Source organism: Telmatocola sphagniphila (genome assembly GCF_018398935.1).
Classification (GTDB): Bacteria; Planctomycetota; Planctomycetia; order Gemmatales; family Gemmataceae; genus Telmatocola; species Telmatocola sphagniphila.
Genome location: NZ_CP074694.1, coordinates 5306438 through 5330346, shown reverse-complemented (window position 1 = coordinate 5330346; position 23909 = coordinate 5306438). Strand labels below are relative to the sequence as shown.

The following is a 23909-nucleotide window of genomic DNA, read 5'->3' as shown; positions in this document are numbered from 1 at the left end:
AATCGAAAATAAGTTCAACTATCTTCGAATTGGGTGGTGAATCATGAATCGCATTCGCTTCGGATTCGGTATTTCCGTTCTCTCGGCGCTACTGTTAGCCTGGGTCGGCGATGTTCAAGCGCGGGATTCCAAAAAAGATGAAGCGGAGCACTATCAGAAAATTCTGAAGACCTCCAAAGATCCCAAAGAACGGGCCAAAGCCTTCGAGGTGCTGGGGGATCTTTCGCAGATTCAAATCGGCCTGGCCAAACCGGCTATACCCGCCTTTTTCGAAGGCTTGAAGGATAGCAGTTCGGACGTCCGCCGCGCCGCCGCCGAGGGCCTCGGCAAAATAGATCTCGACGATAAGAAAGAGCAGATTGCCGCTTTGCTCGATCTGCTGAAAAACGAAAAGGTGGAGAAAGTCAAACAGGGCGCGGCCAAGGGCTTGGCCAACATAGGCAATGCCGCCAAGGAAGCCATCCCGGCCCTTCGCGAAGCCCAAAAAGCCCTGATCGATTCCGGCAAGAAAGCGGATGCGAACGTCTATCGGGACGCTATCACCCGCATCAACAAAAAGACCTGATCGCCGGATGACCCGACGAAAACCGCGATTTGGTCGCGGTTTTCGCTTTTTAGGCGGCCGGGCCCCTGCCGGATTTCATTTTTCAATTCTCCTGTTCCGCGAATTCGTTTAGAATAAATCCTTATATCGCCTGCTCTCCGTTGAAGGTTCCCACCCCATGCGCTGGACCCGTTTTTTGCCCGGTCTGGCGGTCAGCTTACTATTTGTCTCTCCGGCTGTCTGTGCTGACCGCATCGATTACAATCGGGACGTGAAACCGATCCTGGCCAAGAATTGCTTTTCTTGCCACGGGCCGGACGAAGCTCACCGCGAGGCCAAACTCCGTCTGGATATCCGGGAGGCCGCGATTGCTCCGCGCAAAAAGGGCCAGGCCATTGATCTCAAAGAAACGCATAAATCCCGGCTGCTGGTGCGCATTCAAGACGCTCAGGAACCGATGCCGCCTGAAGAATCGGGCAACCGGTTGACTGCGGAGCAGATAGCGACATTGAAAAAATGGGTCGAACAGGGCGCTGCCTACTCGGAGCATTGGGCTTTCGTAAAGCCACAGCGACCTGAAGTGCCGAAGCTGAATTCAGGCAACTGGATACGCAATCCCATCGATGCTTTCATTCTGAAAGAACTGCAGGCTCACGGTCTGAAACCTGCGCCGGAAGCCAGCCGGCCTATTCTCTTGCGTCGGCTGAGTCTCGATTTACGCGGCCTGCCGCCGACGCCGCAGGAAGTACAGGAATTCCTCGCAGATAAGTCGGCCGATGCCTACGAAAAGTGGGTCGACAAGCTCCTGGCCGATCCCGCTTATGGCGAACGCATGGCTCGCACCTGGCTCGATCTGGCCCGTTACGCCGACTCCGCCGGTTATGGTTCCGATCCGCTGCGGCTGAACATGTGGAAGTATCGCGAGTGGGTGATCGAAGCCTTCAATCGAAATCTCCCCTACGACCGCTTTACCGTCGAGCAGATTGCCGGCGATTTGTTGCCGAACCCCACACTCGAGCAGAAAATCGCTACGGCCTTCAATCGCAATACCATGACTAACACCGAAGGGGGCACCGATCGCGAAGAATTCCGAGTCGCGGCTGTGAAGGATCGCGTGGATACGACGCTGCAGGTCTGGATGGGCATCACCTTCGGCTGCGCCAAATGCCATAACCATAAATACGATCCGTTCACGCAGAAGGAGTATTACCAGGTTTATGCCGTTTTCAACCAGACGGCCGACAACGATCAGCCGAATGAAACTCCGTTGTTGCAAGTGGCCGCGCCCGAACTGCTGGCCAGGGTAAAGCAGATCGATGCACGGCTGGCCGAGATTCAAAAAGAAATCAAGGCCGACAGCCCCGAACGAAAAAAGGCCCGGGAAGAATGGGAAAAAACTCGCAAAAAAACCGACGCCAAACCAGATGCAAAAAAACTGGAGGAGCAGTTCGAGGCCGAGTCCCCCTACTTCAAGAAGTGGAAGGACGAAATGGCCGCGCTGAAGAAGGCCAAACCGGTCATTCCCACGCTGCCGGTTATGGAAGAGCTGGCCAAGGAACGGCAGCGAAAAACGCGGATGATGGTCAAAGGCGATTTTTTGAATCCCGGTGAAGAAGTGAAGCCTACCCTCCCGGCGGCCTTTCCGAAATTGACCGAGGTAACCAGCATCAATCGACTGGCTCTGGCGAAGTGGATCGTTCAGGAAAATAACCCGCTGACGGCCCGGGTCGAAGTCAATCGCCTCTGGTCGCAGTTGTTTGGACGCGGTCTGCTCGAAACCGAAGAAGACTTTGGTACTCAGGGAGAATTGCCTTCGCATCCCGAATTGCTCGATTGGCTGGCGACGGAATTTATCGGCGACAAATGGGATGTGAAAGCATTGATCAAACTGCTGGTAACCTCAGCCACCTATCGCCAATCCTCCCAAACACTTCCGGAACATCTCGAGAAAGATCCGAAAAATGTTCTCCTTTCTCGTGCTCCCCGCTACCGTCTCGAAGGGGAGATGATTCGCGATCAGGCCTTGGCACTTTCCGGATTGCTGAAAAAGAAACTTGGGGGACCGAGCGTTTACCCGCCACAACCGGATGGCCTCTGGCAGGCCGCTTTCAACGGCGAACGTAGCTACCCGACTTCCACCGGCGACGATCGCTATCGTCGAGGCATTTATACCGTCTGGCGGCGCACCATTCCCAATCCCGCCATGACGACATTCGATGCCCCCAGCCGCGAAACCTGCACCGTACGTCGCATTCGCACCAACACGCCGCTGCAGGCCTTTGTGACCTTGAACGATCCGGTCTTTTTCGAAGCGGCCCAGGCGCTGGCAAAGCGGATTATGAGCGAAGGCAAAGCTTCGATGCAGTTCGCTTACGAACTGACCACCGGGCGACCGGCCACTCCCGAGATCCTGGCTCCTCTGAACAAACTTCTGGAATCGGAAAAAGCCCGCTTCGAAAAGGATAAGGAAGCCGCGAAAAAATTGGCCGGCGATCCGGAGACGGCTGCCTGGACCATCATCGCCAACGTGCTTTTGAATCAGGATTCCGTGCTGACGAGGAATTGAAACCGTGAACATTCGAAACGACTGGCTGCAGTTTCAGACGCGCCGCCATTTTTTGCGCAATTCCGCCGTGGGCATCGGTAGCCTGGCCTTTGCCGATCTGCTGCGGGCCGATGCGCCGCCGACAAATCCGCTGGCGGTCAAGGCTCCTCCGCTGCCTGCCAAGGCGAAGCACATTATTTATCTGCACATGTCGGGAGCGCCGCCGCAGCAGGAACTCTTCGACTTCAAGCCGAAGCTCAAAGAACTTCACATGAAGCCCTGCCCGGACGATTTCCTGAAGAATGCCCGCTTTGCCTTCATCAAGGGGCACCCGAATCTGCTCGGACCTTCTTTCAAGTTTGCTCAACACGGCAAAAGCGGCGCCTGGATCAGCGAACTGTTGCCCGAACTTTCGAAACACGCCGATGAACTCTGCTTCGTGAAATCGATGTGGACCGAGCAGTTCAACCACGCTCCGGCGGAACTTTTTCTGTTCAGCGGCAACGCCCGCAACGGCTGCCCATCCATGGGCTCCTGGATCCTGTACGGCCTCGGAACCGAAAACCAGAACCTGCCAGGCTTCGTGGTGCTGATCTCCGGCGGGACCGATCCCACGGGCGGCAAAGCCCTCTGGAGTACGGGACCCTTACCCAGTGTCTACCAGGGCGTGCAGTGCCGAACCATAGGTGATCCCGTCCTCTACGCCAACAATCCGCCGGGCATGGATCGGGAGGATCGTCGTCGCAGCCTGGATGCTCTTAAAACCTTGAATGAATTGGAACTGAAAGAGTTCGGCGATCCGGAAACCCGCACCCGCATCGAGCAGTACGAACTGGCCTTCCGCATGCAGATGAGCGTACCGGAAGTCATGGAGCTGAAGAAAGAAACCAAGGAAACGCTGACCCTGTACGGCGCGGAACCGGGGAAAGCTTCCTTCGCCAATAATTGCCTTCTGGCCCGGCGACTGGTGGAAAAAGGCGTTCGCTTCGTGCAATTGTTCGATTGGGGCTGGGATATTCACGGCACCAACTCCGGAGACGATGTGGCCACTGCTCTGCCCAAAAAATGCCAGCAGACCGATAAATCGATCGCCGCTCTACTCACCGATTTGAAACGCCGAGGGATGTTGGATTCGACGCTAGTAGTCTGGGGGGGTGAATTCGGCCGAACCAGCATGAACGAAGCTCGGGGCGGCTCGAAGCTGCTGGGCCGCGATCATCACCCGCACGCCTTTACAATCTGGATGGCGGGAGCGGGCGTGAAGCCAGGGATTACCTTCGGGGCGACCGACGAACTCGGTTACAACATCGCCGATGGCAAAATGAGCGTTCACGATCTGCAAGCGACCATCCTGCATCTGATGGGTCTGGATGCCTGGAAGTTACGCTACTCTTATCAGGGGTTGCAGCAACGGCTCATTGGTCCCGAAGGCGCCTGCTCGGTCCGCAAAGAATTGCTGAGCTGATCCCGGTTTTGAATTTAACTGATTTCAAACTGACCATTCGATTGGAAGCGTACTCGCCCGGGCTTCCATTTCACTTCCGTCGCTTTTCCCTCGGCAATTTTCCACATCGCTTCAGCCAGATTCGATTCGGTCAACTGTCTTAGCCCGATGTAAGAAGTGGTGAGGCGCGGATTGATTTCAATCAGCACATCGCGTTCGCCCAAAATCAAATCGATCCCAATGTAGCCGACGAAAGGAGCCTCAGCCAAGAGCCAGCGAATGGCTTTTATTCCCAGTTGAATCGCCCGCTGTTCCAAATTAGTTTCCAGGGGCACCTCGCCGCCGAGATATTGAAACCGGCCATCCTCCGAGAGTATTTGTCGGCAAGCCTTCAGCGGGAGTATGATTTCAGGCCCGACGAGGAAAGAGATGCTCGCGGCCAGGCCGGGCACAAACTCCGTGCGATACAACTCGCCATAACCTCGATCGATCAGCAATTGAGCGGCCTGAGCATCCGGGACCAAAAAGGTATCGACCGAGCCAGCGCCATCATAGGGCTTCCAGACTTGCGGATAGACATCGGGTCTTTCATCGGGCGTCGGGATATCGGGATCGATCCGGCGCGCGAGTTTGTCTTTTCCCCCGCACAGGAATATCGCTTGTAACGAAGGGGAGAGTAATCGGCCGCCACTCGACTCCACCAGTTCGCTAAGGCGAAACAGAATACCGTCAGTTTCCGGAGCGATGATCAGCGACCAATCGGCCCGCTTCACCTGCTCACGGATATCATCTGCATCGGAACTATCCCCCGATAGGATTGCGATACCGGGAATCCGTGCCAGATCCTCTACGATCGCATCGCGCATTGCCCGGCCTTCGGTCAAAAGCGATTGCGGTAACGTTTCTGTCTGCGGAGGATTGGCTAAGGCACAGAAGTGTTCGTAAACGAAAATCTTGGCCATGAAAAAATTGTAACTCAAAACAGACTGAGGAGCCTTGCGGCTCCTCGAGAAGGTGGTTCTAACAATTATTTCTGTCGGGACGTCGGTATGAAATTGTTGTTACCAGGTACCGGATCGTTCGCCGGAGGCAATAAGGCCCCCGCGGGCGGTACCGGCACATTTTCGTTCGGTGTGGTCGTCACCGTGATCAGTGGTCTGCCCGTATCGGAGGTGATTGGCGGCGGAGCAATCACGTTCGGCGGAGCCACATCATTCGTTCCCAAAACCGAAGGCTGCAGCGGCACTCCCACGCTGGGAACCGTCTGAGTCGCAGTCGGTTTATAAATCGTTGATGAGGCAGAATCCGAGGTAACACCAGGTACGAACGCCGTCGGCGGATTATTGCCAGGTGTCGTCGGAGCCGGGGTTCCCGGATTCAACGGAGCCCCTGGAACCACCGGAGCCGGAACGGCCGGAGCCACTACGCCCGGAGGTAACACTCCGCCCGGAACGGGAGTACCAGGAACTACGCTACCCGAAGCGACCGGTTCGACACCTGTCTTATCGAAACGGCGTTTTCGCTTATGCACTTCGTGGCTGGGAATCAGACCGCTCGAAGGCAACGGTCCATCGGCAATTCCCACGTTATCGTACATCTGTAAAGTTCCCTTGGCGTAGTGGAAACCGGCGATAGCCACGTTGTAGTTAGCCACCGCCTGCTGTTCCGATTGGATGGCACTGGCGAAGTCGCGCTGGGCATCCAACATATTCAACAAGGGGTCTTTACCCAATTGCACTCGGGAGAACAACAGTTCGAGTTCGCGACCCAGAGCTTCACGTTGAGCGCGATAAGCCCGAATCTGTTGGTACTGATTGAACAACTGCTGATAGGCGACCTTGGTGAAGTCCTCGGCCTTACGCTCCTGATTTCGCAGCGTCACATAGGTACGGGCCAATTGCAACTCGGCCACCCGTTTAGCAGCATAACCATCCCGGTAGCCGAGAGGAATATCCAGCCGAAGACCCATGTTCCAGGTGTTGTAATTGTTATCCGCCAGAGCCCCAAGTGCGTTGTTGGGTGCGGATCCATCCAATCGACTGCCGATTGAGTTGATGTTGTAATTAGCACTGAATCGCAGGTCGGGCCGGGTGCTGTTCTTCTGCACCAGCAGATTCAATTGCTGGGCCTTCAGATCCTGGCGAATCATATTCAACTCGGGACGATTCTGCAGAGTCTCATTCACGGCTTCCTTGTAGTCCGGCATGTAGAGAGCCTGAGTCGGCTGATCCGCCGGTACGAGCCGGAATCCATCGACCGGCGGCATGCCGAGCAAGGATCGCAGCTGTCGCTCTGCTTCCATGGTGGTCTGCAAAGCGGCAATACGGCTGGCGCGGAAGCCTTCGAATCGGCTGCGGACCTGAGCCAGATCCTGGTCGGCTCGCAAACCGGCTTCCACCAGCACGCGGGTCAACCGCCAGGTTTCAAACGACTGTCGCAGACCCTGGTCGTTCGCATACAGAGCGTAGTACGATGCGTACAAGTTCCAGTAGGCCGACTCGATATTGAAAAGCAGAATATTGACGTTGCGTTCGAATTCATACTTCTGCTGTTCGTAGCGAATACGGGTAATCAGAATACCTTCGGAACGCCCCCCCGTGGGCTTATAGTTCGGAATGACCGATGAACCGGGGTGAGAGGCCAGCAACTGGTTGATGTCGACGCCGTAATCGCGCAATAAAGGCTGATCGATGGCGAACGTCAAAGAAGGTCGATAAGCCGGGTTGGTTGTCGTGTATGTGGTGCCGCCGACGTTCGGATTGGCGACCTTCTGATAATCGGTTTCGAAAGTCACCCCGGCCACACCACCTGTCGGCAACGGCTTAATGAAGCCGCTTGATACCGATGCCGTGTCCCCGTTGTTCGCCGCCGAGAAAATATTAACCGGTGCAGTATCGGTTCGGCCCCAGTTAGCCGCCGTCACCCAGCGCGTATCGAACTTCGCCAGTGCACCTTCGATGTTCGCGCCAATAGAGGCGGGATCGAGAGCAAAAGCGCGAATCGGGTCGTCGCTGCTGACGCCCGAACCCGTGAAGGTCACCAAGTCGTCATTGACGATGGATCGGCTGATGTTCCCCCCAGGCAGCGCCGCCGCGGAGTTGTTGCCGCGGTTCCCCTGCTCCAGGCCCATGATTAGGGCTTCCTGGAGAGTCATGTAACGTGCTGGTTGATCGGGATCATCCACCGTCGGAGGAGTTCTAATATCCTCGCGTGGATTGGCTGCGACGGAATAATTCGGATTGGTGTCCAGATCCTTGGGCAGATTCAGCGTCGTAACACCCAGGTGATCGTCTTGATGCATATACAGCTGCTGCTTGCAGCCTGTTGCGCCGAGGATGGTCAGCATAGCAGGAACTGCCAGCTTGGACTTCCATCGTTTCATATTCGCCCCCCCGTCCCTAACGAACCGGTATCAACTCGTGCCCCCGCCCGAGGTTGTCCCGTATACCCGCTATCGGCAGTAGAACAAGGCAGACTTTTCTGGTTTGGCAGACTAATCCGAAAAAATGGAAATTTTTCTTCCCACTCGGCACAAAATGGGAAATTTGATTAAAGGGTACTAAAGAGAGCTATCCGGGGACTTCTGCGGTCTGGCGAACTCTACAGAATCTACGAGAGCTTCTGGCGAATCTCTGACGGTATTTCCATTGACTCAACCCGGTGTTCCGGAGTGCTCCGGCAGTATACGGAAGTGAGGCGGCCTACGGCGATTTCGTCGTTTCCCCGCCGAAAATCAAAACGATAACTGAGCGATTTTTTTCCAAGTCGCTCCAGCGTGACCGAAATCGTCAGCACATCCTCAAAAAAAGCGGGCTGTTTGAAATCGCAGGTGGTGGAAACGCGCGGAAATCCGCGCCGCTCACCGTCCTGCGACCAGGAAACGCTCAGGCCGTGCGAACGCAAAAAGGCGGTCTCCGCCACTTCCATGTATTTGAAGAAGTTGGAGAAGTGGACGATACCGGCCAGATCCGTGTCGCCGAATTCGACCCGGCGTTCGATGCTGAATGGGGCGCTCACGAAAGCTCTTTCGACTTTAACAGTTCAATTTTGGCGCCGCGGGCGACGGCATACGTGAAGTTACTGCCCTTGGTGCAGGCCGCACCGACGTTACCTTTGGGATCCAAAGCCAGGAAGCAGACGGAGGCGACGTGCACTCCTCGTCGCCCGGCATTGGCGATCACCCTCTGGATCGCGGCTTCGGTCGCTTCCTGCGGAGTTTTGCCGGCGCGCATCTGCTCGACGATGAACATCGCTCCGACCACTCGAATGATTTCCTCACCCACGCCAGTTCCCCCGGCTGCCCCGGCCGTATCATCGACGTAAAGTCCGCAGCCGATGATCGGCGAATCGCCCACCCGGCCCGGCACTTTGTAAGCCAGGCCGGAAGTGGTGCAGGCTCCGCCGAGGTGCCCCTTCATATCTTGTGCCAGTACGGTGACCGTATCGTGGCCCAGAACGTGGGGCTCATCCGGTTTGGGTCGGTTTTTTTCCCAATCGGCCACACTACCAGGGGTATTCAAAGTATCGAGAGGGAAGCCGTTCTGGATGGCAAAGATCCGAGCCCATTCGCCCACCAGCATCACGTGCGGGGTCTTTTCGTAGACTCGCTTGGCGAGTGCTGCGACGTGCCGAATGTTCTCGACCCCGGCAACGGAACCGCAGTCGAGCGTCCGACCGTCCATCACGCAGGAATCCAGCGAGACGGTGCCGATGCGATTACCGATGCCGCCGAAACCGACCGAACGCGTCGTGCCATCGTCTTCGACCGCCTGGGCTCCGGCCACCGCCGCGTCGATGGCCGGCTTACCGGCCAGCAGCAATTTGGAAGCAGCCTCGGCTGCAATTTTACCGAACGGCCAGGTAGCAATGACGACAGGTTCCGGCATAACGCCTCGGGGGTTGGATAGAGATTCGATAACCAGAATGGCATTTTAGGCGCCGGGAATCAATTTCCACCCTTATCTGAGGGAAGCGGCCGCTACTCGCACCTTTCATGAGTCGAAATGGAAATAGAAATTTGAATAAACTAGCTATTCCTCCTCCGAGACCGATAGGAAATTTCTCTCATGCTGGATCAGAAAAACGACTGGAATCTCAAAGTTCGAGTCTGGATCGAACGCGATGGGGAAAAAGTACTCGGGCCGGGGCGCTACGAATTGCTCGGCCACATCGACACGCACCACAGTATCTCCGCCGCCGCCAAGCAGATGAAAATGTCCTATCGCCGGGCTTGGAGTCTGGTGCAGGATATAAATCGTGCCGCCGGGGAGACGCTCGTCGAAGTTTCCACCGGGGGCAAAGGGGGCGGCGGAGCGATCCTGACCCCTCGGGGAAAGGAAGCCGTTCGCATCTACGAAAGCCTACTTAAGAAAACTGCCCGCCTCGCCTCCGATTTCAATAAGCCAGCCCGCAAATCCTCCTGAGCCTTTCCGCTTCCTCCCCGTTTTCTATCATACCCATCGCTATTCCCGTACAGACATAACGATCAATCACAGAGTCCCGGTAATGCCTCGACGTACGGCCTTTACGCTCATTGAACTGCTGGTAGTCATCGCCATCATTGCGATTCTGATCGGCTTATTGCTACCGGCAGTGCAAAAAGTTCGGGCGGCCGCCGCACGGATGCAGTGCGCCAACAATCTTCACCAAATTGGCCTGGCCATCCACAACTATGAATCGGCTCTCGGCGTTTTCCCGCGCTATCGCCAGTGCGATACGAGCGGCGGCGTCGATGCGAACTGTTATTCGATCACCTCGGCCACCATCTGGACCGGCCCCAAGGAAGTCTGGTGGGCTCCCTATGATAATCGTCCTTCCCCCTCCACGACCACCAATGCCGTGGGCACTGTCAATCCCGACAACACCTACACTAACGGCGGTTACCCGGCCGGTACGCTCTGGCCCTATATCGAAGGCAATCAGAAGATTTTCAAATGTCCTCTGGGATTCGATCCCACCTCGGGGCTGAGTTACCAGTGCAGCTACGGCATGAACTACGTGAGCGGCGGACCGAACGGCAAGAGCCTGCTGCTACTCACCAACGGCAACGGAACTTCCAACATTCTGATCGTCTGGGATCATGGCAAGACCCCCGGATGTGCCGATTCGACTCACGCAGCCACACCTACCAATCCGCGCGGCCCCTGGCCGTTCCCGGATACGACCAATCCAAAAACCCATTATCCCGACGAACGGCATATCAACACTTTCAATGTGCTTTATTGCGATGGCCACGCCACCACGATGACCCAGGCGGGTCTAACCGAAGTCGGACCGGTGCAGTTTTTGACTAATGGTTCTTCTCCCAGTTATCCGTAAATAGTATTTGCTACAAAAGCCAAGCTTACCCAGCTTTTTCATTTAAGCTAAATCCCGCATTTTTCCGATGAATTCAGAACCTGAATTCTTCTACTTTTAGGTGTGGGACCATGTCGGCCGAGGCGATTGCGGGCATCGAATGGGTACGCCCGCTGGGACGGGGATCTGTGACGGAAGTTTTCGCCGTCCGCTCGACCACCAGTGCCGAACGCTTTGCCTTAAAGCGCATCCGACCCGCCAAGCGCAATGATCCGCTGGCTCTGCATCTGTTGAAAACCGAAGCCCGGGTCGGACTGGCGATTCAACATCCGAATGTGATTCGGACAGTGGCCGCGCATTTGAAATTCACTCCCCGTTATCTGCTTTTGGAATGGCTTGAAGGGGAAACACTGCGCCGTCGACTGAATCGACAGCACAAATTCTCCTGGCGAGCGATTGCGGAGATTTTGCGCGATTGTGCCGCCGGGCTGGCCGCGTTGCACGGTAAAGGCTTCATTCATGGCGACATCAAGCCCGACAACATTTATCTGCTGCGCGGCGGTGGAACCAAAGTCATCGATCTGGGCTTCGCTCATCGCCCCAACGAACACCGCTCGATGCAGGAGGAAGGCTACGTGCTGGGTACGGCCCAGTACGTGGCACCGGAGTTATGTGAAGATCAATCGATCGACGATTATTCTTCCGATTTATTTTCGCTGGGTGTGACGGCGTTCGAAATGTTCACCCGAAGACTGCCTTACCCTTTCGTCAGTTCGGAGGAATTGCTCCGGCTGCATCGCGATACGCTTCCGGAATTGCTGGTCTCGACCGAGCTCGACACACCGCGAGTATTGATCGAACTGGTGAACGCTTTATTGAGTCGGCGGCCGAAAAAACGGCCTTCGGCCGCCAATCTTCAAAAAGAAATGACGCGATTGTTAGCGATTAATCGTCGGCTGGCGGCCTGAGCGAGCCCGGATTGCTTGAAAAGACCGCTCTCATCTCTAAGAAAATCTTGAAATTGGAACGATTCCGGAACGGTTCTCGATTCAGGTGGAAAACTGATGATTCCTATAGATCTCACGGGCAAGGTGGCGCTGGTGACCGGTGTGGGCGACAACGAAAGTTTCGCCTGGTTTATTGCTAAAGCACTGAAAGCCGCCGGGGCCAAAATCGTACTGGCCTGCCATCCTCGCATGATGGGGATCGTCGATTCCTTTTTGACGCGCGATCAGGATGCCGAGTCCCGCAAGCTCCCTTACGGCGACGGCGAACTCAAAGTCGAGAAGGTCTTCCCCTGCGACGCCAGCTACGACACGATGGCCGATGTGCCGGATGAAGTGAAGAACGACCGGCGCTATGCCAAGTTTTCCGACTTCAGCATTGAAGGGATGATCCAGGCCGTGGGCAAGGAGTTTGGCGGCATCGACATTCTGATTCACTCGATCGCTTTCAGTCGGGAAATCATGAAGAAGATGGTCGACACTTCTCGCAAAGGCTACATGGAAGCCCTCGGGATCAGCGCTTACTCGCTCACCTCCATGCTGCGAGCTGCGACCCCGTTCATGGAAAATCGACCGGGTGGGGCCAGTGCGGTTGGCCTGACCTATCTGGGCGGCGAACGCGTGGTCCCCTACTACGGTGGGGGCATGTCGACGGCCAAAGCCGCCTTGCAGATTGATGCCCGTCAACTCGCGCACAATCTCGGCCCCAAGGGGATCCGGGTGAATCTGATCTCGGCTGGCCCTTACGCTTCCCGGGCTGCCCGATCCATTCGACCGGACTTCGACGAATCGATCAAATATGCGGCGGCCCGCAGCCCGCTGCCCCGGGGTATCGAGCCGAACGAAGTCGCCGATGCCACGGTTTTCCTGTGCAGCAATATGGCCAGTGCGATCACAGCGCAAATCCTTTACGTGGATTGCGGTTATCACGCCATGGCGGTATGATTTCCGGTGGATCTCGGAATCAATCCGGTTCGTCCGTCTCGGAGCGCCGCTGGCCTTTTTGCAAGCTATACTAGCTGAAAGCTCACGGACTCGAGACAAGCTCCATGGTTGATGACGCAACACATATCCGGGCCATCCTTTCGGCCCCGGATGATAATGCTCCCCGGCTGGCGTATGCGGAGGTCCTGCGCGCCCGCCCCGATCGGGCCTGTCAAGCTCGGGCCGAATTAATTCAATTGCAAATCGACATCGAAGCCATGGAGCTGGATAGCCCCCGCTGGCCCACGATCGCCCACCGCGAACGCGAACTCCTCGAACAATATCGCACCTGCTGGGAACGGCCATTCCGCACGCATCTGATGCCCCGCCTGAAAGAACCATTGAAATGGCTGACGGCCCGACTGTTCGGCAAAGGGGGCGCCTGGGGTTTTCGCCGCGGTTTCATCGAAGATATTTCCGCCTCGGTCGTCGGATTCATGGATGCCGATTATCACCTGTTCCCCCTCACGCCGATTCGCCAGGTGAAGCTGACCACCGCTTCCAATTTCATCGAACTGCTTTCCAAAGTTCCCGAACTCGATTCGCTCCGTTCGCTGCATCTGGTCAGTGATGCCGAATTCGACGAGGACATGGAAACGCTGATTTCCAACGCCCGAGAAGCCGGGTTGGGCGTCATCGAAGTACGGGTGCCGCGATTGCTGGACGATTCGGTCGATCTGTTCATTAACCTCAAGGGCGAAACGGTAGTTCCGGAACGAAATGTGATGCTGGAAGATTACCCGGCCTGGCTGCGAGCCACGCCGACGGAACGGGAACGGATGCGGAAGCTGGCCAATCAACCTTACTTCTTGCACAAGCTGATGGAACCCGATCTGACCTCGGAACCCGAATTGCTGAACATGAACGACTGGGTCTATCTGGGCGACAGTCTCTCCAAAGCCAACATCTGGGCGGTGGCCAAGACTTTTCACGATCTGGAAGACGATCAGGGCTTAAGTCGCCGGGCGCTGCTCTACAAGCCGAACGCAGTGAACCCGACGGAATTGAAAGCACTGCTGGATTCCCCACACTTCGTCAAAGAGTACAAATAACTCTCTTTCCATCGGCAGCAACGGATTCCGCGCTGCCCTTCGCGTAGTTTCCAATTCTGACGAAATCGCCCGTCCTCCCTGCTCTCTAAGTTTCCCTTTATTTGTCGGTTCTGGCCGCGCGAACAATTTGATTGACGGCCGCGTATAAATTTGTAATACTAAGTTATTCCATTGGTTATTACATTGTATAACGCTTCGAGTGGTACCATGAAAACCCAGAAACGCCAAGGCTTTACGCTCATCGAACTGCTGGTGGTTATCGCGATCATCGCTATTCTGATTGGGCTTCTGCTGCCGGCAGTCCAGAAGGTTCGCGAAGCCGCGGCCCGGATGAAGTGCACCAACAGCCTGAAGCAGATCGGGCTGGCCTTACACAGCTACCACGACGCTAACAACATGTTTCCCCCCGGCTATACCGACGGCAACACCAGTTTGAGCAGCACGCCGGATAACGACGTGGGGCCCGGCTGGGGTTGGGCCTCCTACATCCTGCCCTACATCGAACAAGGAAATCTTTTCAACCAAATCAACTTCAACGCCGGGATCGGCGTTGGCAACAATGCAACGGTCAGCCAGCAAACTGTTAATATTTATCTGTGCCCTTCTGATCCGAATTCCCAACCTTGCACACTCTACTTCTGGAACTCTTCCAACTCGATCACGGTGGCCCACAGCAACTACGTCGGCTGCAACGGCTGGATCGAATGCTTCAACGGTGCGAGTGGCAATCCTCAACCCGGAACGGGCTCGGATGGATTGAATGGCACTTATGGCTCGGCCGGTGTTGGCCTGTTCTACCGCAACAGTCGCAATACTTTCGCCAGCGTAACCGATGGATTGAGCAACACGATCATCGCCGGCGAACGTTCGAGTAATCACTCCCCTAGCGTCTGGGCGGGAGCCATCCCTCAGGCGATGTGTCCCGCCTGGATGGCCACCACACCCTACACGAGTCCTTACACGGCTCCTTCGAGCGCTCCGGTCGGACCAAATGGTTCCGCCTACGATAACGCCGATTATGGCGAAGCCCTGGTTCTGGCCCACTGCAATCAAACGCACTTACCCAGCGCCGACCAACCCTTCTTCGATCCCGATACGTTCTACAGCTACCACACTGGCGGTGCCAATTTTCTTTTTGGCGACGGCTCCGTCCATTTTCTGACCCGCAGTATCGATCCGCTGACTTATCAGTACCTGGCGACCATAGCCGGTGGGGAAATTTCCACGAATTGGTAATTGCATCCAGACCGGACTCGAGATCCGAGGAAACGACTATGCGGCATCGAATCTACTTCCTTCTGTTCGTCGGCCTGTTCGGCTGTATCGGCTGCGGTTCAGAAAAATCGACTAATGAACTGATCGCCGATTTGAGTAAAGGCGGCGAAAAAGAGCGCTTCGTGGCCGTGCGCAGCCTGACTTCCCGCACAGGCGAAGTGGAGAAGGTATTGCCAGCGCTGATCGCGGCCCTGAAAGATAAGGAAGACGACATCCGTTTGAGCGCGGCCATCGGCTTAGGTGTCTTGGGTGAGCAGGCTAAAGAGGCTATCCCGGCCTTGCAAGCGGCACTGCATGATCAGGATGCTCGCATCCGCCGCGCCGCCGGTGTGGCTATCAATCGGATTGATCCCAGTCAGGCAAAGCTGTCGACGGCCAAGAAGCCAGGGCGCAGTAAGAGTTGAGCAATTGACATTTTTTGGTCGTCAAATCGAATTAGCGACGCATCGAAGGTTGGGCAGAGATGCGTTCTGGCCCAGCCCGCCATTTCAAAGAAACCAATTTACGGATAGAAATTAGCGACGCATCGAAGGTTTTACGCAGATGCGTGAAAACAGCTGATATTTCTGAATCACAAACGCATCTGCGCTTCGCTGCGATGCGTCGCTAACCTATCGATTATTAGATACCATGTATTAATGGTCATCCACTCGGCCTTTGATATTCGAAATCTCCATCCTCTGAAGAAAATGCAGAGAAAGAGAAAATGGATTGTCTCAAAGAAAACCACCCGGCCAAGCGCATCTACAAAACGAGTTATTGATCATGGGCGTTGTTTGTATTCGCCCTGTCTGGTGTCATTGTGCTGTCCGGTTATCCTCCGGATTTTGGAAAAGAACATTTTCGAAGAGACTTTTTCGCGCCTGTTTCAGAAATAGTATCGAAAAGCTCGTGTTCGACAGACGAGTATCAAAATCGAGTTGTTAGCCAACCTTAGCTTTCCATACAAACACCCCTTTTCAAACAATAATTCCAGTGATATTCAAATCGTCTTCTTCCTCCTCCGAATAACCGGCATCCATTGCTCGCAATCTACAAAGGATCGGCCATGTACTTGATTCTGCTCGAAAATCCCTGGCTCATCGTCATCGCTCTGGGAGTATTGGTGCCGATTACTGGCATCACCTTTGGCACCGTCACCAGCTATCTGATTAAGAATCGGCGGGCCGAGCTGGACGCCGCATTGAAACGGGAAATGCTCGATCGCGGCATGTCCGCTGTCGATATCGAACGAGTCGTCTCCGCCAGCAGCGATCCTTACCGAAAATTTAAACGCTATAAATATGATCGCAATGCTGATCTTGGGTGATTTCCTCTTTTTCCACGCCCACTTCCTCTCCCGCAGATCCCTCTTTTCAAATCAAAAACAGATCCAAATTCAGGCGATATCAGGACAGAAGCTCCTTCCGATTATTGCTTCAATAAGTTCTGATTAATTCGGGATTTATCGAGATTGATATTTCTCGAATGCGGATCTTTTATTATGAAAGGAGCTTATGCGAACACTGCGCGGCCCACTCCTTGATCTGGTGCAGAAACTCGATGAGCTCGCACCAGAACCCACTTTGGTCGAATTGGTTAGGACGCTCGAAGCGTTCGAACTGACCAGCGACGATGTCATTGATTTCGTTCAAAAAACTCAGCAAAATTATAGCCGGGTTCCTGTTGTTCTGCGCGAGCACTACGAACTGCTGGTGATGACCTGGCTGCCGGGGCAAGCGAGTATTCCGCACGATCACACCAATTCCATTTGTGTAGTCCGCGTCATTCAGGGAGAAGCGGTTGAAGCGAGCTATGGCATCGGAGCGGATGGCTATGCCGATCTCGAATACGAGACACCCATTGAGGCCGGACAAGTGGTTGGCGGGCATGACGCCGGGGTGCATTCGATTCGCAACGCTTCACAAAATGGTCAGTTGTTAGTCACTGTTCACATCTATGCACCGCGACTTAAGGAATTTCGCCGCTTTGAGCCGCGACCAAACACGCACAAGAGCCCCTTGAAACTTTATCGCAACCTCACCCCGACGATCACAATCGTGGGCGGTGGTTTCAGCGGTTCAATGGCGGCGGCCCAAATTCTGCGACGCGCTGAGATGGCTGGCGAACCCGTGAATGTTGAACTCGTCGAACGGCGGGGAACCATTGGTGAAGGGCTGGCCTACAGCACTCGCGAGTCGATTCATTTATTGAATGTGCCCGCCGCCCGGATGAGCGCCTGGCCTGATAAGCCGGATGATTTTCTGCATTGGGCTCAGCGACGGCATCCCGGCGTGACGGGCAAAGATTTTCTGCCGCGACAATGGTACGGCGAGTACGTTCGCGAATCACTGCTGACGACTGCGGAAGAGGCCGGAGCCCACGCCAAGCTGGATGTGATACTGGACGAGGTTCGTCGATTGGCACGCCATCCGCAGGGGGGCTGGATGGTCCACTTGGGTCGCGGCACCAGTTTCCGGACCGATGCCGTGATTTTGGCCATCGGACACCGCCCGCCTTCCGATCCGATTGGTAAGAGTTGGAGCGGGCCGCGCGCCCGCTATCTCCTCGATCCCTGGCGACCCTTCGCAACAAACGATGTCGGAGTTCGCGATCAAGTCGTGATTTTGGGCACGGGACTAACGGCCGTCGATACTGCGCTGTCGCTGGCCGAGCACCATCCGCAGTCGACGATTACCATGATTTCCCGGCGAGGCTTGCTGCCGCTGTCGCATGCCACCTCAGCTGTGAGCCCGGCGCGACTGGACGAGCTAGTGGAGGATTCAATCGCTCGGGATAGCGGTTTGCAAGCTCGAAGATTTTGCCGCGAGCTCCGTCAACTTGCTAAATCTCGGATGGCCAACGGAGGCGACTGGCGCAGCGTCGTGGACGGATTGCGACCGCACACCGCCAAGGTTTGGCAGGCATTAAGTCCTATCGAACGCCGTCGTTTTCTGTCTCATTTGCGGCCTTTCTGGGAAGTGCATCGGCATCGCATGGCTTCGGCCGTGGCGGAAAAGTTTCAGCAGATGCTTACCAGCGGGCAGCTGAAAATCATTTCGGGAAAAATCGAATCGGGTCAAGCCGATGATAAGTTGGTCCATCTGAGCATTCGGGAACGGGCGACGCAACAAATTCGTCTGATTCAAGCGGCCTGGGTATTGAATTGCACTGGCCCGATGCCTTCGAATAGTGCGGAAGCGAATCCGGTGATGGGTTCGCTACTGGTGGAAGGTTGTCTGAGAACCGACGCGTTGGCTCTGGGAATTGAAACGACGCCGAGTGGAAATTTGATCGACATCAACGGCGAAGCGGTGCCCGAGATTTTCGTGGTGGGAACGCTTCGCAAGCCGGCGCTTTGGGAAAGTACGGCCGTACCGGAGTTGCGGATGCAGGCCGCGGATGCGGCGGAACGCGTTTGGGGTGAGATAAAACAGGCCAATCGGCTGGCGCTGTGAGTAGGGAATTGAGTGTGACGCCAAACAATTTAACGCCGGTGTTGGGAAGGTACGAAAATCGCATTTTTGATCTGATGCTGTTCGCACACTTCTTTGAAACGGCTGGAAACGAGGATTATACCTGGGAGGCCACGGGCATAAAAAATGTCCTCACCGTTCCAAGTCGATTCATCAATAATGATGCGTCGACGTCGCTTGAGTTTGTACCCTAGTAGACAATAGCTACAGACAATGGGATCTTCCCAAACAACTTCTGAACCCGCCTCGTCGATTGAAGTGAACCCTCGATGGAGCTCTACATGGAGATAATTTGGAGGTGTTTCTTTGAGCCTCAATCGACTTTGGCATTTCAACATTAGAGCGGGCTCGAATCCATTCAGGCCGGTCAATCTGTTTTGGTGATAGACTTCTTTGAAGAATTCAGAAATCAAAAGACTGGGACCTCCGAACGCGAGATCGCCGTATTGATTACCCCAAACATCCAACTTGAAGCGGTAGGGGGTACCAAAGGTAGTGAGCCGACAAATTGTCCGCATTTCGGGCACTTCGGACCTGGACCATATTTTGGCTCAACCGGGAAAAATTCGGTCCAGCATCGTTTTCAATTCGCTCGACTAGGACGTGAAATGGCATTTTCGAATTCATCCAATGATCGAGCTATACTATAGTATGCTGAGTACATGAAAACAGACGTAAATACCGCAGACTAAGGAGAAATGTATGTCTTATACGTAAGAGGCTCTAACAAAACCCCTTTTTGTAGCAGTATTCCATGAACAAACTGAGGTTTTGTTAGAGGCTCTAAGACAAATTCATCTTTAAAAAGCTATATCTTGCTCCACTACTCGGTAAATCATCTCGAAACCATGTGATGTTTTTCGACGAGCACCAAAAACGTACAAAATCGTACCAGCAGATAGACTCTGAGCACAAAATTCGTTGTCTGGTAGCTCAAATTGTTTGATGAAGATCATAGGAAAGCCATCTAGGAAAGGCCAAATCGGGTCTAAACCATTTTCGACCCACTTTGGAGGTGAATCCACATACTGAAAAACGCTTTTGAGTTTGGATCGCAGCCATTTATTAGTGTCTTTCGGAGCGCCTTCACTCAAATATTCTTCGAACAGTTTTTTCGCTAGCGCATCTTTTTCGTCTTCAAAGAAAGAAGCAGAAAATTCATTTTCTGCTTCTTTCATAGCAATGCCATGAAATTTCAAATATTGCATGTCCATACCGCATCCAGTAATTCCGAGCCATTTAGATTTGGAGTACTCAAACAGTTCAACGATCGCCCAAAACGCGAAATTTATACTTCATCGCGAGGCGACCAGGTGGTTTCAATACGTTCGACGAGTAGTTCATGACCTATAATCTGGCAAAGCGATAGATCATAATACTCTGGTGAAAGTGGGTCTTCTTTCCATTCTTTATCTCCATCCCAGAGAAACCAAGTCTTCTGTCCCGTTTGAAAGTTCCGATTACATGCCTTGAACAAGGGGAACGTCTGACATCGTTCAGGAATTGCTTCGTTTGAAACTTTCGTAACTAATCCCTGATGCAAAAGGGTAGCTAGCGGATAGAAAGTCCAGAAACGTTCCGATTGCGCAACCAAATCACTTATATTCTCAGGTCTGGAAGCGTAGAGTCCAGGCAGGATGCGAATCAACGGACCACATACGGGCGGCTTACGATAATTGTAAACATACTGAATATATCCGAAGTCCCCTTTGGAAAGAGCAACTTCAAACACATCGCCGAGTTTTGGCCGTGAAAAATATCTGGATTTAGTAGGCGATGGTTTCACAGAACGCTTTTCTCAGCATTTTCGACGATCTCGTTTAAATAGTCAGTGAAACTATTCCATTCTTTCAGAAGATACCAATCGCCGTCCTTCTCCCAATTCTCAAGAGTATATTTGCCTTCCCTGAAAATCAGAAGCACGTATCCGCCACCAGAATTAGCTTCCAAGACTATGAAATCGGCCGGATAGCCGGTAAACTTGCCGATTTTTTTGCGTTCGCGCTTCGTTTCAAGAATGCTTACGCCAAATGATTCTAGTTCCTGCTCGTCCTCCTCATAGATTCCTCGAATAATGTGTCCGTCCAGAAATAGTACGCCGAAAGTCAGAATGAACGACCGATAATCTGATGGAAAAGCAAAAGAGAGTTCATCCTCCACTTCGTCGATTTGCGCATTCGTTATTATGCATTCGTTTTTTACGTGTTCGAGATTTCGAATTCTTAGATTTAAGCTATCGTCCATAACGATTGATCGCTGGAGAAATTTATTTGTATTCCGATGTTTCTGTACATTTTGCCAGATCGATGTTTAGTCTTTAAGAGCTTTCTTGGCGGTTTCCAACTGCTCTTGAATCTGCATATTGACAGTATGTTTAAAAATCCGAACAAAACTCTCGATTGTCCATGGAAAACCGCCTAAAACGGTGGTTCTGTAGGGATCTCCTAGTAACCGATCATGCTTTATTATAATAGCTACCGTGCTATTTCATCGGCGAAAGCCTATGTTTTACACTTCTTGAGACGAACAAAGCTATTTTTTAAGCAAACACCGCAGAAAAGAACCCTTTATCAAAATAAAAGAGATGAGTTTACCCTACCCTAATTAGCTAAAGGAGGGATTTCTTATCAACGATCTGCTTATCTAGTGCAGGTCACACACAGAAGATCTTTTATCCAAGGTAGCCTTAGCCCGACGAACTTTCTCCAGAATAGCCTCGGCTTTGGCAGGGGTCGATGGCATAGAACCTCGAGCGGGCCGTACAGAATCACCACAACCAGATCAAGGCTCCATTCGGATGCCAACCGGTCTCATCGGCATTGAGCACCGCCGCTTGCTGGCACTCGTCCCAGATCTGCTCGTACCAGGGCTTCAGAGTCTCGGCCAACCGATGCCACTTCTGGGTCAAACCGCCTTCGGTGATCTTCAATTGCAGATGGCCATTGAAGACATCGACCTCTTGGCGAGTGGTCGTGCCCACGCTGTAGTGCAAGAAAGCCGAGAGCGTGGCCGGCTGGTTGCCCAGCGTGCAGGCCGGCAGAGCGTCGGGAACTTTGGGTTCCACCTGCTTTTTGCAGGAAGAACACCAGTCCCGATGAAGGGTGTGATCGACCGCTTCCGCCTTTAAGTTCGCCGGAATATCTTCGATAACTCGCGTACGCTGACGGTCGGTGCGAGTCTGTTCTCTGCCGCAATCGGGGCAGCAGGGCAAACGGTGATCGATCCGCTCGGGCTTCTCCCGCGAATGCCCCTCGTGACCCGCTTTGGCACCGGGCGAGCGAGGACGCTTCTTGGGAGAAGGCTTCTCGAAGGGAGCCAAGGTGCTTGAGGAAGCATGCAGCGAACGCTTGGAAAGATTGATCGAGGGCAATTTCGAAAGTTGAAATTTAATAAACAAAGGATCCTGTTCGGCAAACGCTTGAGCCTGAGCTTCCGTCAGAGTATCACTACGAAAATTCTGAACGAAGGAAGGTTCGATTTCGCTCGTATCAGTCGATGAGTTAACAACCATGACACCGTCATGGCAAAATCCTGCTAACTGCGCGTCTGCAGTTCAGGGGACTGAAGGGTTACCGAATATTTTTTTAATTTGTGGTAAACGATTTCCTGAGAATCAGATTGCTTTTTTTGGTTGAAACGGCCTCGTTCTAATTGTGCAACGGCTAAGATTAAATTTCCGAAGAATCTCAAGAGCATTGGCTGACACAACTAAAGTACCATCTTCTGACAAGCCAAAATCCGCTTCCCCTGCATGGCCGGAGATTTTAAAGCACCAGAATAACCCCAATGTTATACCGGGATTGATCAGTTCAAATTGAACGGATTGAGTTGCAAAGACTTCGTCAAAACTGTACCCCGTTCCATGATATTTTTCGAGTGCCTTTTTCAGCCTGTCGGTTACAAGGAAGCAAGGGTATGCTTGCAATAGATCATTCTCGAACCAGGTCTCAAATTTATATTCTAGACTGCGTACGACCTGCGGAATCGTACTACCATCGATGAAGCTAGACTCACCGATCACTCCGGCTACTTCAGGTTCGAGAATACTATAAATACTCATATTTTACCTGGGAGGAAGAAACTACTTGCCAAACAATCTGTCGATTAAGTTGGCAAAATCTTTAATATCTTGTCAAGTAAAGTCGCCAAAAGGTCGCGCAAGAAAAGGACCATGGGCGCCCCAGACGCAGGAATATATCCAGTTAAAGGGTCCCTAGTGTACTGTATCAGAAATAGCGTTTCCTTTTGCTCTTTTTTGCGGTTTACTCTATAGATTAAGGAGTAAACCCATGAAAGTCGCGCTGCTAATCTTACTTTCTGACGAGGAACGACAAACGTTGACTTCTTGGTCTCGGGGACGATGTACTCCCGCTCGGCTGGTCCTTCGGGCGAAGATCATACTCGCGGCGGCCGCAGGTGTATTGAACAAGGACATTGCCGAGGAAGCCGAGACTATTCTGGAGAAAGTTCGCCGGGCTAGAGCCACCCTTGATAAAACACATTCTGTGTGAGACACTACACTAGCACAGCTAGTTGTGATGCAGTCCAGGAAGCATTACCTAAACTAAGTTACAATCAAATTTAATTGGTCTGTAAACTATACCAGGGTGTATTGACTTCAATGATCTAAGTTCATCCTGAACCTCATTTTGTACTATCCATACAACTCTTGCGCCCAGCTGGCTCTCTAAGTTTACTGCGAATAAGACCGGCATTTTTGAAATAGTTGGCGGAGTTTTGGACCATACCACTTCTTTCGGCCGTCTGCATTCTGTGCAGTTTCCCTGAGTTCCATACACAAATTTAAATCCTTCATCGTGCAATTTCGGCTGGACTATGCATTTCGGTGTCACTGCAAAGTAATCTGTTCCCGAAAAACAAGAAGATTCCCAAAAGATTTATTCAAAGACAAAACTCCGTTTTGATTAGTCAGATAAAAATCATCTGCAGATAAAACGAATGATTTTTTGCTCTTAATTTTTGACATGAAAACAATATTTCTATCTAAAGCTGAAATTTCATTCAATTTACCGCATTTATGGCAAACTAAATCGGTATATTCCTCACGAATTTGTAGCATCGCCCCAGATTTATTATTAATAAATCTAAACAGAAAGAACGAATTAACTGTATCTCGAGGAGTAACAAGAAACATATTTGTGATCATCTAGGAAAGTATCCCGCTCTAATAGTCGCACAAAGTTTATTAAGAAATACCTTAGCATCAATTTCCTGTTCATAATATATATATAACCACAACAAATGCTTTGAGTCGCTCCTTTTCGCAAACGTAGTGATAATGTCTTGTG

The 23909-nt window shown here is 53.0% G+C and carries 23 protein-coding genes; 13 read left to right on the top strand and 10 right to left on the bottom strand.

Features of this window, described 5'->3' with window-relative positions; all coding sequences use genetic code 11:
• Positions 1-43 precede the first annotated feature (43 nt).
• The 3 genes from KIH39_RS21380 (at position 44) to KIH39_RS21370 (ending at position 4554) form a co-directional block, all read left to right on the top strand.
• Entirely contained in the window at positions 44-565 is a 522-nt protein-coding gene (locus KIH39_RS21380; RefSeq protein WP_213495254.1) for a HEAT repeat domain-containing protein, read from the top strand.
• 157 nt (positions 566-722) lie between these two features.
• A complete protein-coding gene (locus KIH39_RS21375; RefSeq protein WP_213495253.1) occupies positions 723-3110 on the top strand; it encodes a PSD1 and planctomycete cytochrome C domain-containing protein in 2388 nt (795 codons plus the stop codon).
• Between the two features lie 4 nt (positions 3111-3114).
• Complete coding sequence (locus tag KIH39_RS21370) at positions 3115-4554, top strand: DUF1501 domain-containing protein (RefSeq protein WP_213495252.1); 1440 nt, start codon at positions 3115-3117, stop codon at positions 4552-4554.
• A 14-nt stretch (positions 4555-4568) separates the two neighbouring features.
• Here KIH39_RS21370 and KIH39_RS21365 read toward each other — a convergent pair whose 3' ends face one another.
• From KIH39_RS21365 to KIH39_RS21350, 4 genes are all read right to left on the bottom strand, one after another.
• Complete coding sequence (locus KIH39_RS21365) at positions 4569-5495, bottom strand: ATP-grasp domain-containing protein (protein ID WP_213495251.1); 927 nt, start codon at positions 5493-5495, stop codon at positions 4569-4571.
• A gap of 65 nt (positions 5496-5560) precedes the next feature.
• On the bottom strand, positions 5561-7915 hold the full coding sequence (locus KIH39_RS21360) for a TolC family protein (protein ID WP_213495250.1): 2355 nt from the start codon (positions 7913-7915) through the stop codon (positions 5561-5563).
• Positions 7916-8142: 227 nt separating this feature from the next.
• Positions 8143-8550 (bottom strand): acyl-CoA thioesterase, encoded by a 408-nt coding sequence (locus KIH39_RS21355; protein ID WP_213495249.1) that lies wholly within the window; start codon positions 8548-8550, stop codon positions 8143-8145.
• Complete coding sequence (locus KIH39_RS21350; RefSeq protein WP_213495248.1) at positions 8547-9419, bottom strand: isoaspartyl peptidase/L-asparaginase; 873 nt, start codon at positions 9417-9419, stop codon at positions 8547-8549. The genes KIH39_RS21355 and KIH39_RS21350 overlap by 4 nt, the downstream gene beginning before the upstream one ends.
• 180 nt (positions 9420-9599) lie before the next feature.
• On the opposite strand from KIH39_RS21350, the gene KIH39_RS21345 reads away from it, so the two are divergent.
• From KIH39_RS21345 to KIH39_RS21305, 9 genes are all read left to right on the top strand, one after another.
• Positions 9600-9956 carry a winged helix-turn-helix domain-containing protein gene (locus tag KIH39_RS21345; RefSeq protein ID WP_213495247.1) on the top strand — a complete coding sequence of 119 codons (357 nt, stop codon included), beginning with the start codon at positions 9600-9602 and terminating at the stop codon, positions 9954-9956.
• Between the two features lie 82 nt (positions 9957-10038).
• Positions 10039-10851: a DUF1559 family PulG-like putative transporter gene (locus KIH39_RS21340; RefSeq protein ID WP_213495246.1), complete on the top strand. Its 813-nt coding sequence runs from the start codon at positions 10039-10041 to the stop codon at positions 10849-10851.
• Between the two features lie 110 nt (positions 10852-10961).
• The gene (locus tag KIH39_RS21335; protein ID WP_213495245.1) at positions 10962-11798 is read left to right on the top strand and encodes a serine/threonine protein kinase; all 837 of its coding nucleotides are present in this window, start codon (positions 10962-10964) and stop codon (positions 11796-11798) included.
• A 96-nt stretch (positions 11799-11894) separates the two neighbouring features.
• The gene (locus KIH39_RS21330) at positions 11895-12779 is read left to right on the top strand and encodes an SDR family oxidoreductase (protein ID WP_213495244.1); all 885 of its coding nucleotides are present in this window, start codon (positions 11895-11897) and stop codon (positions 12777-12779) included.
• A 104-nt stretch (positions 12780-12883) separates the two neighbouring features.
• Positions 12884-13870 (top strand): TIGR02996 domain-containing protein, encoded by a 987-nt coding sequence (locus KIH39_RS21325; RefSeq protein WP_213495243.1) that lies wholly within the window; start codon positions 12884-12886, stop codon positions 13868-13870.
• A 207-nt stretch (positions 13871-14077) separates the two neighbouring features.
• Complete coding sequence (locus KIH39_RS21320; protein WP_213500531.1) at positions 14078-15106, top strand: DUF1559 domain-containing protein; 1029 nt, start codon at positions 14078-14080, stop codon at positions 15104-15106.
• Positions 15107-15144: 38 nt separating this feature from the next.
• Positions 15145-15549 carry a HEAT repeat domain-containing protein gene (locus KIH39_RS21315; protein ID WP_213495242.1) on the top strand — a complete coding sequence of 135 codons (405 nt, stop codon included), beginning with the start codon at positions 15145-15147 and terminating at the stop codon, positions 15547-15549.
• Positions 15550-16193: 644 nt separating this feature from the next.
• A complete protein-coding gene (locus tag KIH39_RS21310) occupies positions 16194-16454 on the top strand; it encodes a hypothetical protein (protein ID WP_213495241.1) in 261 nt (86 codons plus the stop codon).
• Positions 16455-16641: 187 nt separating this feature from the next.
• The gene (locus tag KIH39_RS21305) at positions 16642-18582 is read left to right on the top strand and encodes an FAD/NAD(P)-binding protein (RefSeq protein WP_213495240.1); all 1941 of its coding nucleotides are present in this window, start codon (positions 16642-16644) and stop codon (positions 18580-18582) included.
• 818 nt (positions 18583-19400) lie between these two features.
• On the opposite strand, the gene KIH39_RS21300 is transcribed toward KIH39_RS21305, so the two are convergent.
• The 5 genes from KIH39_RS21300 to KIH39_RS21280 all read right to left on the bottom strand — a co-directional run bounded on the left by KIH39_RS21300 (position 19401) and on the right by KIH39_RS21280 (position 22660).
• Positions 19401-19808 carry a hypothetical protein gene (locus KIH39_RS21300; RefSeq protein WP_213495239.1) on the bottom strand — a complete coding sequence of 136 codons (408 nt, stop codon included), beginning with the start codon at positions 19806-19808 and terminating at the stop codon, positions 19401-19403.
• An 80-nt stretch (positions 19809-19888) separates the two neighbouring features.
• Positions 19889-20386: a hypothetical protein gene (locus KIH39_RS21295; protein ID WP_213495238.1), complete on the bottom strand. Its 498-nt coding sequence runs from the start codon at positions 20384-20386 to the stop codon at positions 19889-19891.
• A complete protein-coding gene (locus KIH39_RS21290) occupies positions 20383-20844 on the bottom strand; it encodes an SMI1/KNR4 family protein (protein WP_261352941.1) in 462 nt (153 codons plus the stop codon). The genes KIH39_RS21295 and KIH39_RS21290 overlap by 4 nt, the downstream gene beginning before the upstream one ends.
• A 523-nt stretch (positions 20845-21367) precedes the next feature.
• Positions 21368-22111, bottom strand: coding sequence for an IS66 family transposase (locus KIH39_RS21285; protein WP_213495236.1), 744 nt, complete (start codon positions 22109-22111; stop codon positions 21368-21370).
• Between the two features lie 102 nt (positions 22112-22213).
• On the bottom strand, positions 22214-22660 hold the full coding sequence (locus KIH39_RS21280; protein ID WP_213495235.1) for a hypothetical protein: 447 nt from the start codon (positions 22658-22660) through the stop codon (positions 22214-22216).
• Positions 22661-22889: 229 nt separating this feature from the next.
• Here KIH39_RS21280 and KIH39_RS21275 point away from each other — a divergent pair, with 229 nt between their 5' ends.
• Complete coding sequence (locus KIH39_RS21275; protein ID WP_213495234.1) at positions 22890-23111, top strand: hypothetical protein; 222 nt, start codon at positions 22890-22892, stop codon at positions 23109-23111.
• A 338-nt stretch (positions 23112-23449) separates the two neighbouring features.
• Here KIH39_RS21275 and KIH39_RS21270 read toward each other — a convergent pair whose 3' ends face one another.
• A complete protein-coding gene (locus tag KIH39_RS21270) occupies positions 23450-23767 on the bottom strand; it encodes a hypothetical protein (RefSeq protein ID WP_213495233.1) in 318 nt (105 codons plus the stop codon).
• Positions 23768-23909 lie beyond the last annotated feature (142 nt).

Bases quoted from the DNA above. Each gene is read 5' to 3' on its own strand.
- KIH39_RS21325 (WP_213495243.1), top strand. From the start codon at position 12,884: ATGGTTGATGACGCAACACATATCCGGGCCATCCTTTCGGCCCCGGAT.
- KIH39_RS21330 (WP_213495244.1), top strand. From the start codon at position 11,895: ATGATTCCTATAGATCTCACGGGCAAGGTGGCGCTGGTGACCGGTGTG.
- KIH39_RS21290 (WP_261352941.1), bottom strand. From the start codon at position 20,844: ATGGACGATAGCTTAAATCTAAGAATTCGAAATCTCGAACACGTAAAA.
- KIH39_RS21275 (WP_213495234.1), top strand. From the start codon at position 22,890: ATGAAAGTCGCGCTGCTAATCTTACTTTCTGACGAGGAACGACAAACG.
- KIH39_RS21375 (WP_213495253.1), top strand. From the start codon at position 723: ATGCGCTGGACCCGTTTTTTGCCCGGTCTGGCGGTCAGCTTACTATTT.
- KIH39_RS21305 (WP_213495240.1), top strand. From the start codon at position 16,642: ATGCGAACACTGCGCGGCCCACTCCTTGATCTGGTGCAGAAACTCGAT.
- KIH39_RS21310 (WP_213495241.1), top strand. From the start codon at position 16,194: ATGTACTTGATTCTGCTCGAAAATCCCTGGCTCATCGTCATCGCTCTG.
- KIH39_RS21300 (WP_213495239.1), bottom strand. From the start codon at position 19,808: ATGCAATATTTGAAATTTCATGGCATTGCTATGAAAGAAGCAGAAAAT.
- KIH39_RS21335 (WP_213495245.1), top strand. From the start codon at position 10,962: ATGTCGGCCGAGGCGATTGCGGGCATCGAATGGGTACGCCCGCTGGGA.
- KIH39_RS21320 (WP_213500531.1), top strand. From the start codon at position 14,078: ATGAAAACCCAGAAACGCCAAGGCTTTACGCTCATCGAACTGCTGGTG.
- KIH39_RS21270 (WP_213495233.1), bottom strand. From the start codon at position 23,767: ATGATCACAAATATGTTTCTTGTTACTCCTCGAGATACAGTTAATTCG.
- KIH39_RS21315 (WP_213495242.1), top strand. From the start codon at position 15,145: ATGCGGCATCGAATCTACTTCCTTCTGTTCGTCGGCCTGTTCGGCTGT.
- KIH39_RS21380 (WP_213495254.1), top strand. From the start codon at position 44: ATGAATCGCATTCGCTTCGGATTCGGTATTTCCGTTCTCTCGGCGCTA.
- KIH39_RS21350 (WP_213495248.1), bottom strand. From the start codon at position 9,419: ATGCCGGAACCTGTCGTCATTGCTACCTGGCCGTTCGGTAAAATTGCA.
- KIH39_RS21280 (WP_213495235.1), bottom strand. From the start codon at position 22,660: ATGAGTATTTATAGTATTCTCGAACCTGAAGTAGCCGGAGTGATCGGT.
- KIH39_RS21345 (WP_213495247.1), top strand. From the start codon at position 9,600: ATGCTGGATCAGAAAAACGACTGGAATCTCAAAGTTCGAGTCTGGATC.
- KIH39_RS21340 (WP_213495246.1), top strand. From the start codon at position 10,039: ATGCCTCGACGTACGGCCTTTACGCTCATTGAACTGCTGGTAGTCATC.
- KIH39_RS21365 (WP_213495251.1), bottom strand. From the start codon at position 5,495: ATGGCCAAGATTTTCGTTTACGAACACTTCTGTGCCTTAGCCAATCCT.
- KIH39_RS21360 (WP_213495250.1), bottom strand. From the start codon at position 7,915: ATGAAACGATGGAAGTCCAAGCTGGCAGTTCCTGCTATGCTGACCATC.
- KIH39_RS21285 (WP_213495236.1), bottom strand. From the start codon at position 22,111: ATGGTTGTTAACTCATCGACTGATACGAGCGAAATCGAACCTTCCTTC.